The organism is Buttiauxella sp. B2, assembly GCF_006376615.1.
Taxonomy (GTDB): domain Bacteria; phylum Pseudomonadota; class Gammaproteobacteria; order Enterobacterales; family Enterobacteriaceae; genus Buttiauxella.
Genome location: NZ_VEXQ01000020.1, coordinates 1 through 12,055, shown reverse-complemented (window position 1 = coordinate 12,055; position 12,055 = coordinate 1). Strand labels below are relative to the sequence as shown.

At 49.5% G+C, this 12,055-nt stretch carries 10 protein-coding genes; 9 read left to right on the top strand and 1 reads right to left on the bottom strand.

All coding sequences use genetic code 11. The features are described 5' to 3' along the window. The first annotated feature begins 58 nt into the window (after positions 1 to 58). The gene (gene proY, locus FH968_RS18490; protein ID WP_139882219.1) at positions 59 to 1,441 is read left to right on the top strand and encodes a proline-specific permease ProY; all 1,383 of its coding nucleotides are present in this window, start codon (positions 59 to 61) and stop codon (positions 1,439 to 1,441) included. 50 nt (positions 1,442 to 1,491) lie between these two features. On the opposite strand, the gene FH968_RS18485 is transcribed toward proY, so the two are convergent. After that, positions 1,492 to 1,785 carry a YicS family protein gene (locus tag FH968_RS18485; RefSeq protein ID WP_139882218.1) on the bottom strand — a complete coding sequence of 98 codons (294 nt, stop codon included), beginning with the start codon at positions 1,783 to 1,785 and terminating at the stop codon, positions 1,492 to 1,494. Between the two features lie 185 nt (positions 1,786 to 1,970). On the opposite strand from FH968_RS18485, the gene malZ reads away from it, so the two are divergent. The 8 genes from malZ (at position 1,971) to FH968_RS18445 (ending at position 11,478) form a co-directional block, all read left to right on the top strand. Next, entirely contained in the window at positions 1,971 to 3,788 is a 1,818-nt protein-coding gene (gene malZ, locus FH968_RS18480; RefSeq protein WP_139882217.1) for a maltodextrin glucosidase, read from the top strand. Positions 3,789 to 4,629: 841 nt separating this feature from the next. Next, on the top strand, positions 4,630 to 5,172 hold the full coding sequence (locus FH968_RS18475) for a fimbrial protein (RefSeq protein ID WP_139882216.1): 543 nt from the start codon (positions 4,630 to 4,632) through the stop codon (positions 5,170 to 5,172). 184 nt (positions 5,173 to 5,356) lie between these two features. Further along, the gene (locus tag FH968_RS18470; protein ID WP_370451536.1) at positions 5,357 to 5,998 is read left to right on the top strand and encodes a fimbria/pilus periplasmic chaperone; all 642 of its coding nucleotides are present in this window, start codon (positions 5,357 to 5,359) and stop codon (positions 5,996 to 5,998) included. A gap of 86 nt (positions 5,999 to 6,084) precedes the next feature. After that, on the top strand, positions 6,085 to 8,661 hold the full coding sequence (locus FH968_RS18465; protein ID WP_223271340.1) for a fimbrial biogenesis usher protein: 2,577 nt from the start codon (positions 6,085 to 6,087) through the stop codon (positions 8,659 to 8,661). After that, positions 8,661 to 9,695, top strand: coding sequence for a fimbrial protein (locus FH968_RS18460; RefSeq protein ID WP_139882213.1), 1,035 nt, complete (start codon positions 8,661 to 8,663; stop codon positions 9,693 to 9,695). The genes FH968_RS18465 and FH968_RS18460 overlap by 1 nt, the downstream gene beginning before the upstream one ends. Before the next feature lie 14 nt (positions 9,696 to 9,709). Continuing rightward, a complete protein-coding gene (locus FH968_RS18455; RefSeq protein ID WP_139882212.1) occupies positions 9,710 to 10,237 on the top strand; it encodes a fimbrial protein in 528 nt (175 codons plus the stop codon). 10 nt (positions 10,238 to 10,247) lie between these two features. Next, on the top strand, positions 10,248 to 10,787 hold the full coding sequence (locus FH968_RS18450) for a fimbrial protein (RefSeq protein ID WP_139882211.1): 540 nt from the start codon (positions 10,248 to 10,250) through the stop codon (positions 10,785 to 10,787). Then, complete coding sequence (locus FH968_RS18445) at positions 10,780 to 11,478, top strand: fimbria/pilus periplasmic chaperone (protein ID WP_139882210.1); 699 nt, start codon at positions 10,780 to 10,782, stop codon at positions 11,476 to 11,478. Before FH968_RS18450 ends, FH968_RS18445 begins: the two co-directional genes overlap by 8 nt. Positions 11,479 to 12,055: the final 577 nt, after the last annotated feature.

Genomic DNA, 12,055 nt, shown 5'->3' with positions numbered 1-12,055 from the left:
GTTTAACCACGGGGCTTTGCTCCGTGGTTTTTTTATTGTTAAGCAGGATGTGGAATTAATGGAAAACGCTAATAAACTCAAGCGCGGCTTGAGTACCCGGCACATACGCTTTATGGCGTTGGGCTCGGCAATTGGCACTGGGCTGTTTTATGGCTCGGCGGACGCAATCAAAATGGCTGGGCCAAGCGTATTGCTGGCTTACATCATCGGCGGGGTTGCCGCATATATCATTATGCGAGCGCTTGGCGAGATGTCGGTTCATAACCCTTCCGCCAGTTCATTCTCGCGTTATGCGCAAGATAACCTTGGCCCTTTGGCGGGTTATATCACTGGCTGGACCTACTGTTTTGAGATCTTGATTGTAGCGATTGCCGATGTCACCGCATTCGGCATCTACATGGGCGTCTGGTTCCCGGCAGTACCGCATTGGGTGTGGGTTTTGAGCGTTGTGCTGATAATCTGCGCCATCAATCTGATGAGCGTGAAAGTGTTTGGCGAACTGGAATTCTGGTTCTCATTCTTCAAAGTTGCCACCATCATCATCATGATTGCTGCCGGTATTGGCATCATCGTGTGGGGGATTGGTAACGGCGGCCAGGCGACGGGCATTCACAACTTGTGGACTAACGGTGGCTTCTTTAGCAACGGCTGGATAGGCATGATTATGTCGTTGCAGATGGTGATGTTTGCTTACGGTGGTATTGAAATCATAGGTATTACTGCCGGTGAAGCGAAAGACCCGCAGAAATCGATTCCACGCGCTATCAACTCAGTTCCATTACGTATTCTGGTGTTCTACGTGGGCACACTGTTTGTGATTATGTCGATTTATCCGTGGAACCAGGTGGGTACTGAAGGCAGTCCATTTGTGCTGACCTTCCAGCATATGGGCATTACGATCGCGGCAAGTATTCTTAACTTTGTGGTTATCACCGCGTCACTGTCCGCAATTAACAGCGATGTGTTTGGCGTTGGGCGCATGTTGCACGGCATGGCAGAACAGGGGAGTGCCCCGAAAGTATTCGCTAAAACTTCTCGTAATGGCATTCCTTGGGTCACAGTGTTGGTGATGTGCTGCGCACTATTACTGGCGGTGGTTCTGAATTACCTGATTCCAGAAAATGTATTCCTGGTGATTGCTTCGCTGGCGACGTTTGCCACGGTGTGGGTATGGATAATGATCCTGCTGTCGCAGATTGCTTTCCGTCGCAAACTCTCTCCTGAAGATACCAAAGCGCTGAAATTCCCGGTGCCGGGGGGCGTTGTAACCACGATGGTTGGGCTGGTCTTCCTGGTGTTTATCATCGCGTTAATTGGCTGGCATCCTGACACCCGCATCTCGTTGTATGTTGGTTGCGTGTGGATTGTCTTGCTGCTGGTTGGCTGGATGTTTAGACGCCGTCAAATCCTGACTGCAAGCGAAAGCAGCGGCGGGAATTAAACGTCGTAGGAAGGTGGACTCGCGTACGTAAGCAACATCCACCTTCTTGCTTACATTTCCGGGCATTCCACTTTGCTTATCGCATCCCAGTAGTTCTTCTCGTTGTTACGCTCCAGAGCAATTCTCGCCTCACGGATATAACCTTTGTTCTCCTCATTGGAGAGAATTTTATTCGCCAGTTCTTCATCGGTTATCTTTTTCTGCGGGTGGCAGGCCTTTTTTAGATCACTGACAATTTGCTGCTTATACTTGCCAAATTGCAAGGATTCGTAAGCTGAACTGGCCAGCGTATTGGCAGAGTAAAGCGCCAGAAAAAGCAGGGTAAGCGTTCGGGTAGTATTCATGGTGAATTCCTTTCATTAGAACGTGAATGTGAGAGTATTTTCACTATAGGTATCGCAAACTTATTAAGCAAACGTGTTCATTTTCTCCACCCCCGCTTTCCTCCCCCAATAAAAATAACAATGAGGAGTGATACGGGCTCACGCTGTGGCAAGGTGGCGTCAATTAATTTTCTGGGGATACGATTATGTTGAATGCCTGGCACCTTCCGGTGCCCCCTTTCATACAAACACGTAAAGACAAGTTGTACATCACGCTTTGGGTTTCTGGCGATGATTTACCGCAGCGTGTAGTTCTGCGTTACGAAAAAGATAACGAAGAAACCTCGGTACAGATGACTCGCCAGAAAGCGGCACCTGATGACTGTGTTGTGGCCTGGCGCGGTGTTATTGATTTATCTGAAGGGCAACCACGCCGCCGCTACAGCTTTAAATTGTTGTGGCTGGATAAACAGCGCTGGTTAACGCCACAAGGATTAGGGTCTATTCCTCCGGCACGGCTTGAGCAGTTTGCTGTTGATCTTCCTGATGATGGCCCGCAGTGGGTGCAGGATCAGATCTTCTATCAGATTTTCCCCGATCGTTTTGCGCGTAGCCAACAGCGAACTCCAGAGCAGGATCAGGTCTATTATCACCACGCAGCAAAACGCGACATTATTCTGCGTGACTGGAACGAACCGTTAGTTGCCGATGCAGGTGGATCCACGTTTTATGGTGGCGATCTGGATGGTATCAGTGAAAATCTTCCTTATCTGAAGACGTTGGGTGTGACTGCGCTATACCTCAATCCGATATTTACCGCGCCGAGCGTACATAAATACGATACTCAGGATTATCGTCACGTCGATGTGCAGTTTGGGGGCGATCATGCCTTTTTACGCCTGCTCAAAAAGACTCAACGCCAGGGTATGCGCCTGATGCTCGACGGTGTGTTTAACCACAGCGGCGATACTCATCAGTGGTTTGACCGGCAGCAAACGCATGGCGAAGGGGCGAGCTACAATCCGCAATCGCCATGGCGTGATTTTTACAGTTATAACGAAGACGGACACGCGCTCGACTGGCTCGGTTATTCCAGCCTGCCAAAACTGGACTACCAGTCTTCTACTTTGGTTGATGAAATTTATCAGGGTGAAGACAGTATCGTGCGCCACTGGCTGCGTGAACCGTGGGGTATCGACGGCTGGCGGCTGGATGTAGTGCATATGCTTGGGGAATCAGGCGGGGCGAAAAATAATCTCCAGCATGTCAGTGGTATTACCCGCTCTGCGAAAGAAACTAAGCCTGATGCCTATGTGTTGGGTGAGCATTTTGGCGATGCACGCCAGTGGTTGCAGGCTGATGCTGAAGATGCGGCGATGAACTACCGCGGCTTTACTTTCCCGTTATGGGGCTTCCTGGCTAACACCGATATTTCCTACGATCCGCAGCACATTGACGCACAAACCTGCATGGCGTGGATGGATGAATACCGTGCAGGCCTTTCTCATCAACAACAACTGCGTATGTTTAACCAGCTTGATAGCCATGACACGGCACGATTTAAGTCGATCCTTGGCAAAGATGCCGATCGCTTGCCGCTTGCCGTGGTATGGCTATATTGCTGGCCAGGTGTGCCGTGCGTTTATTACGGTGATGAAGTGGGGCTGGATGGCAATAACGATCCATTCTGCCGCAAACCTTTCCTGTGGAACCCTGCTGAGCAGGATCTTGGTTTGCTGGCGCTTTACCAGCGGTTAGGAAAGTTGCGCCACAAGAGCCGTGCTTTGCGCCAGGGTGGTTGCCAGGTGATTTATGCTAACGGTGATGTTGTGGTGTTTGCGCGCATTTATCAAAACGAGCGGGTGCTGGTGGCGATTAATCGTGGCGAACAAAGCGACATAACGTTGCCATGGAATCCACTGTTAAGCGGCATAACCTGGGCACAGCGTGAAGGTGATGCACAGCTCGTTAATCACCAGTTGTCACTGCCTGCAGTTTCCGTTTCCCTCTGGCATAACTTCTGATTCTGACGAGGGGGAACGGGTGCTATTTTTATTTCTCGTCCCCCATTCATACCATCCAGGCTAGATATTTCCTGCTCTTATGGTGCAGACCGCGCATTATGAATAATGGTTGGTGAAAATCATGCCAGCTATGGCGCGAAGATGGATGAGATGTTGGGCTATAAGGACAAGTTTGAGTTCTGGTTTAATATCGTCACACCATAAATAAATCCCCTGCGTCTTGCACATTCAGATTAGCTTTCTTTTTGTTCTTACTTCACTGCATAAAATAAAGTGCTTAATGCATAATAACTCTCGATATCTAACCGGACTCCAATAATTCTCTCTTCTCTTTTTGAACTCTATATCTGCAAAAAGGTATTGTGTCGCATGAATGAAATTAGAAATCATTCAATCAGCGAACTGGCGGGATTATTTTCAGTCTCAGAGGAAACAGTTTACCGAACATTTTTACATACCTGAGATGAATAGCCTGTACATATCTGAAAATATTATTACATCTGTGTGGGGAGAGGGGGCGTCAAAGCTTTTCACTGAAGAGCTAAGTGAGGGTGTCAATTTATTAAATATATAAAGCAGTAAATTTAAATTAGCTGATTATTCATTTTAATTCAAAGAATTGAGTGTAATTAATTAACCACAGATAAGGTTGGGGTATATTCGTCCTTGCCTCGGGCAAACATTATTGCGTAGTATTTATTGCGTAGGGACATAATGGAATTAGCGAGTTAAATTGTTCTTGCCCCTCCGTCCCACCATCCTATTAAGTGTTTCTCTGATTCGCCTATATAGAGTAACCAATAACCCGGGTGTCAAATATATTAATATTTAAGGATTTTTGATGAAATTTAATAAGATCGTTTACACAGCATTTACTGCAGCTTTATTTTCTACATGTGCAGCATATGCCGCACCAGTGACCGTATCAGGTGGCACTATTAATTTTGAAGGCCAGGTTGTTGATGCAGCGTGTTCCGTTGCGACCCAATCTGACAACCAGACAATTACTCTTGATCAGGTGAAGACAAGCAAGCTGGCAACTCCTGGGCAGGCTGCGGGTCAGCAACACCCGTTTAGCATCTCTCTTGAAGATTGTGACACCTCCGTAAGCGCAAATGCAGGCGTTACATTTAATGGTCAGGCTGATGCTGTTACCGCAACTGCTCTGGCGAATACCGCTGGCGCTGGCGCTGCCACCAACGTTGCACTGCAACTGTACGGTCCAGATGGCCAGGAGCTGAGCCTGGGCACTGCTTCTTCAACTGTCACTCTGACTGATGGCGAAAACGTTATCCCGTTCAGCGTTGACTATATCGCGACAGGTGCCGCGGCAACTGCCGGTTACGTTTCAAGTACTGCGACCTTCAACGTCAACTATTCCTGATTAATTGATGGTATCCCTCCGCGCATGCGCGGAGGTTTTTTTGGACCCGGCTAATGGAGGGCCAGGAATCAATTAAACACCTAATAAATAGAGAATGTCGATGAAGAGTAATAACAATATATTTAGCCAAATATTTTTGAGCCGGAAATTAATAACAACAATTTGCACCGGCAGTTTGCTGGCAATGGTAATGGTATCTTCTGCCAGTGCTGGGGGTATTACGCTTGGAACCACGCGAGTTATATATCCGCAGGGTGCCAAAGAAACCTCACTGTCTCTGACTAATACTTCCACCAGTAATGTCTATTTAATTCAGTCGTGGGTAGCAAACGCCAACGGCAGCAAATCAGCAGATTTTGTTGTGACGCCACCTCTGTTCACTATGAAACCGAAAAAAGAGAATACGCTGCGTATTATGTACACCGGTCCGGCTCTGCCCAGCGATCGGGAAAGCGTGTTTTACCTCAATAGCAAAGCCATTCCGTCTGTTGATAAAAATAGTCTGAAAGGCAATACGTTGCAGATTGCCACCCAGAGCGTCATTAAATTATTTGTGCGCCCAAAAAGCCTGCCATCAGCTTCAATCGATGCGCCAAAACACCTGACCTGTCACGTTGAAGGTGGTCGGGTGACGGTAAAAAATGCCTCTCCTTATTTCGTGACCTTGGTGCAGTTTTTTGTCGGTGGGCAGAAATTGCCGAACTCAATGGTCCCACCTAAAGGCTCGCTGTCAGTTGATGTTCCGGGCCATAAAAATGGTGCAGTCAGTTTCCAGACGGTCAACGACTACGGCGCAAATACCGTCAAACAGTCCTGCAACACCTGAAAATCCTCCGGCAACAAAAGGGATGTGAACGCCAGAACGCATCACCGATTATCGGTTATGCGGAAAGGAAAGGGGGGTCTATACCCGTGAAAAAACAATATTTTAAATTCGCATCCCTGGCGATTGCGATTGCTTCGGCTAACGGATATGCCGAAGAATACTTTAACCCGGCATTTTTATCAGGCGACCCTTCCGCAGTGGCTGATTTATCCCGCTTTGAAGGGGGCACCCAGGCTCCAGGAACATATCGTGTTGATGTTTATCTGAACGAAATTTTTCAGTCGAGAAAGGATATTCAATTCCTGGCGGCGAGCGCCCATCCCGGTGCCAGTGCAGATGATATTGGGCTGACGCCCTGTTTGACGCCCGCGATGCTCATTGCTATGGGCGTCAATATCGAAGGCCAACCTAAGCTTACGAAAACTGCTGCGGATAAATGTCTGGATATTGCGACTGCCATTGAAGGGGCAAGCGCACAACTTAACTTTGAGCAGTTGCGCCTTGATATCAGCGTGCCTCAGGCGATGATGAGAAACTCCGCCCGTGGCTATATTCCGCCCTCACAATGGGATGAAGGCATTAACGCGCTGCTGCTCAACTACAACTTTAGCGGCTCAAACAGCGTCGAACGTCATAGCGGTTCCAGCAAAGACTATTTTCTGGGTCTTAACAGCGGTCTGAATCTTGGCCCGTGGCGTCTGCGTGATGATTCCACCTGGAGTTACAACAACAGCGGCAAACACAGCAGAAACGACTGGCAACATATTAATACTTTGCTTGAGCGCGCCATTATTCCGTTACGCGCTGAACTGGTAATGGGCGACAGCACGACGCCATCCGAAGTTTTTGACAGCCTCGGTTTTCGCGGTGTGCAGTTGGCTTCCGATGACAACATGTTGCCGGACAGCCTGCGTGGTTTTGCTCCGACCATTCGCGGTATTGCCCGCAGCCATGCACGGGTCACCATCCGTCAAAATGGTTACACCATTTATCAAAGCTACGTGCCGCCTGGCGCGTTTGAAATCAACGACCTGTTCCCGACCTCATCTAGCGGTGATCTGGTCGTGGAAGTGAAAGAGACCGATGGCAGTATCAACGTCTATACCGTGCCTTACGCATCGGTGCCGGTGCTGCAACGTGAAGGGCACATCAAATATGCCGTCACCGCCGGGAAATATCGCAGTAATTCAGACAGGCAAAGCGATGTTAATTTTGCCCAGTCCACGCTTATCTGGGGATTACCAGCCGGATTTACCGCTTATGGCGGAACGCAACTGGCGGAAAACTACAACGCATTTGCTCTCGGAATGGGCGTGAATATCGGTACATTTGGGGCTTTATCGCTGGATGTCACCCAGGCAAACAGCACCCTGGCTGATGACAGCCAACACAGCGGTGCTTCTTTGCGATTTTTGTACGGCAAGTCCCTTAATAGCACCGGAACACACTTCCAGCTGATTGGTTATCGCTACTCAACTGAGGGGTTTTATACCCTCGAAGAGAGCACCTGGAAACAGATGAGCGGCTATGTCCACAGTTCGCAGGACGACACAAGCCAGCCCTCTGTAATCGACGATTACTACAATCTGCATAACAATAAGCGCGACAAAATTCAGATCAACATCTCACAACAGTTGGGAAAAAGCGGATCTATCTACATTAACGGCAGTCGACAGAGCTACTGGCAGACCGGTGAAGTGAACTCACTTTTGCAGACCGGCTACAGCGGCAATCTGTACGACATATCCTGGACGCTGAACTACAGCTACAACAAAATTCCTGGGCTTAAGGATGCAGATAATCGTGTGGCTCTGGGGATCTCCATTCCGCTCAGCCATTGGTTGGCTCCGGCGGGAGATGTAACCCAACAACAACACAATGCCTTCGCCACCTATAGCATCAGCAACGACACCCGCGGGCATACCACTCAAAATGCCGGGATAAGCGGTACGTTGCTCGAAGATGACAATCTGAATTACAACCTACAGCAGGGTTACCAGAACCAGAGCGGTGGTGCCAGCGGCTCTGCTGGCCTGGATTACGATGGCTCATGGGGTAGCGCCAGCGCGGGTTACAACTACAGCGACAACGGTGACTATCAGCAGGTTAACTACGGACTGAGCGGTTCCATTGTGGCGCACCGGAATGGTGTGACCCTGTCCCAACCGCTGGGCGAAACCAATGTGCTGATTGCCGCCCCTGGAGCCAGTGGCGTGAAAGTGGAAGATAACGCTGGGCTGCGTACCGACTGGCGGGGTTATGCCATCGTCCCTTATGCCACCACCTATCGTCGCAACCGGATGGCGCTGGATACCACATCGCTGCCGGATAACGTCGATCTGAATGACACCGTGGTCAACGTCGTTCCCACTCGGGGTGCGCTGGTGCGCGCCAGTTTTGACGCTCATGTCGGTGCCCGTGTCCTTCTGAGTCTGACCCATAACGGCAAAGTGGTCCCCTTCGGTGCCATGGTCACCAGCGCTGAAGAAAACAGCAGCATTGTGGGCGATGACGGGCAAGTTTATTTGTCCGGGCTGCCGCTGAAAGGCAAGTTGGCGGTGCGCTGGGGTGAAGGTGATGCGCGCCAGTGTGTGGTGAATTACCGCTTGCCTGACGATGCCGCCAGTAAAGCCATCAACAAACTAACGCGAGTGTGCCAGTAATGAATTATTTATCCTTTAAAAACCTGTGCCTGCTGGCGCTGATCCCGTTGCTGGTCAACAAAGTGTGGGCTTACACCTATACCTGTGGACCGAAATACGGTACGCCAACCGTGCTTAACGGTGATTTTGGCACAGTCAGCATCACTGACTCGGCCCAGAACACTGCGGGCCAGACTTTTGATAGTGCGGCAAAATGGAACACCGGCACCCAAATTCCGGTCAAATGTGATACCCCAAACTCACCATCAGGGCGTTATTTTAGCGCAACCTCTCCGCTGCCGGTCAGTTCTAACGATGGCACCCGCACCTGGTACCGGGTCAATGAGTATCTCGATACCGCCATTCAAATCGTTGTCAAAAGTTTGCGCTATATCCCTTTTACTAACGTCTATACGGCACAAGGTAACGATACTAATGGTCGTACGGAAATGACCGCTGGTTCTTCGGGCATTATCGACCTCAAAATCGTCAGGCCTTTTGTTGGTACCACCTCTTTTGACAACATTCATGTTGGCAGCGTGTATCTGATGCACAAAGGTTTTACCAGCCAAAGCCCGACCCCCATTGCCGAAATCTTTTTAAACGGCATTGTGTCCGTGCCGCAAAACTGCACGGTAAACGCCGGCACCATCATCAGCGTCAATCTGGGTACCGTATACGCCAGCGACTTGAAAACCCAGGGGGAAATGCCGGCTAACTATACACCGAAATCCTTCAATGTTCCCATCGAGTGTAACTATGGTGCCTCGCTTGCCAACCTGACCCTGCGCGTTGAAGGAACAGCATCTGCGAACAACAGCGATGCGCTACAGTCCGATAATCCGGACGTCGGCGTGGTCATCACCGATGGCAGCGGTGGCGTGCTGGCGCCAAACAATATGAACAATAACCTGCCGTTACAACTCAACCAGGTCGATGCGGATAACTATTCCACCACGGTTACCCTGGAAGCTTATCCGGTGAATACCACTGGCAACGTGCCCGCCGAGGGCACATTTACGACCCTCGCGCTGCTGCGCATCGACTTTGCCTGAGAGAGAACGCGATAATGAACAGGAAACATGTGCATTCCATCTCCCTTATTGGACTACTTGCTCTGGCAACCAACGCCTGCGCTGCGACCTATAACCTGCAAATGACCGGCACTATTCTCTCGAGAACCTGCGAGGTGGAGAGCCAAACGCAGACTGTTGATATCGGCCAGTTTGCCGCCACCAATTTTACTTCTACCGGCAGTGTCAGTGCGGCAAAAGCCTTTGATATTAAGCTGACCGGCTGTGGTTCTGCCGCCTCGGGCACACTGCTTGGTTTTTCAGGCACCAGTGATGCTGACAACCCGACGCTACTGGCGCTTACTGACACTGATGCCACTGGCGGTATGGCCACCGGCGTCGGTGTTGAGATCCTCGACAGCAATCAGCAGGCACTGGCAATTAACGATCCCTCACCCCACCTCTATGGTCTGACTCCAGGAGATAACAGCCTGGCTTTTTATTTGCGCTATAAATCCACTCAGGATGTGGTCATTCCCGGCAATGCCACGGCGGTGATGTATTTTGATTTGCAGTATCAATAAGGAGTTACCGATGACGCACTCTCTTTTGAGCCGTTTTGCTGCTCTATTTCTATTCGCTCTGTTCGCTCTGTGGGCGACAAGCAGCTCCGCGCACGACGGTTCGGTCAATATTACTGGCTCCATTGTTGATAAAACGTGTGCTGTCTCGGCGGATTCGAAAAGCTTGCTGGTGACGTTTGGCGACGTGAGCCGCAAGACTTTTGCCCGCGCCGGAGATGCCTCTCGTTATGAGCCTTTTGCCATTAATCTTGAGAAATGCGGTGCGGGTGCAAGCAATGTTACGGTGACTTTTACCGGCAACGCCGACAGCCGCGATCCTGCCCTGCTTGCGCTCACCGTTGTCGCTGGGGGAGCAACCGGTGTAGCTATCGCCATTTATGATAGTGAAAAAGAACAAATCCCCCTGGGGCAGCCAGGCGGAGGTAGCGATCTTGCTCCGAACCAGGCCAGCGTGACGCTGAATTTTTATGCCCGCTACCTGGCTAACGGTGGAACGGTCGCTTCTGGCCCGGCCAATTCATCTGCAACGTTTATGCTGAATTATGCGTAATTTAATCATTCTTCTCCTGATATGCCTGTCCTACATTTCGTGTGTGCAGGCGGGTGTGGTGATCGGCGGTACCCGCGTGGTGTATGGCGAAGGGCAAAACAGCGTCACGTTATCTTTACGTAACAACAGCCCCTTTGCCTGGTTGATTAACAGCAAAATATCGACTGGCGGCAGTTGGACGGGCGGAGAGTCTTCAGCAGAAAAAGCTCCGTTTGTAATAACTCCGCCGCTATTTACGCTGAAAGCCGGGCGAGAAAACGTTCTGCGGGTCATTTATACCGGTGCCGAACTGCCGCGTGACCGCGAAAGCCTGTTTACTCTGAATATTGCGACCATCCCGTCCGGGCAGGTCAAAGACGGCAGCCTGCAGGTTGCCGTACGTTCGCATTTAAAGCTCTTTTATCGCCCTAAGGGGTTACAAGGGGTGGCGCAAGACGCTTATCAGCAATTGCGCTGGTCAATGGCGGGTCATCAGCTCCTCGTCGAAAATCCGACGCCTTATTATGTGACGATATTTAAACTGCAGGTGAATGGCCAGGAGATTGGCAATGCCGGGATCGTTTCCCCGTTCAGCCAACGCAAGGTCAGCTCGTGCCCAAATGCAGAGCAGTGCGCCATTCGCTGGCAAGGGATCAATGATTATGGCCGGGTGATGCCGGTCCGCCGTAATGTGAAAGACTTGCGGCACTGACATCGTAAATGTTGGGAACCCGCGTTCCACGTGGCTTCCGCGTCATTTTCTCAGAAAATATGTCAGATAAATATTTAAGAAACACCCAGCCCATGGCGCCAAAAAAGCAGGCTATAAGCAGCCATATATAGATAATGAATAAAGCTCTAATTACATAATGTTTAATATCTGGCATCACTTGAACCTGAAATGTTACTACCTTGTCGATTAATGAACTTTTTCGGCTGTATTTTAATGTTGTTTAATTGTGGGTTTAAATAATTTTAATTTAATTTTTTATGAATTATTTTCATTGCTCAATATTCGTTACTTATTGTTTTTAATGGAGTTTAAAATAATTTAAAATAACATTATAAAATATTACATGTGTTGTTTTGATATGGTTAACTCAGAATATTTATATCGACGGCAATATATTTCCTGTCAGCTCGATTAACCGATATTTATTTTGAGACTATGATGAAAAATAACCCCTGTTCAGACGGCAGGCATTCTGTTGCCGTCAGAAAAAAAATTGTGACATTTATTTGTATCGGTCTGCAGCTGTTGCCACCGGTTTCCACGCTGGTGATGGCTT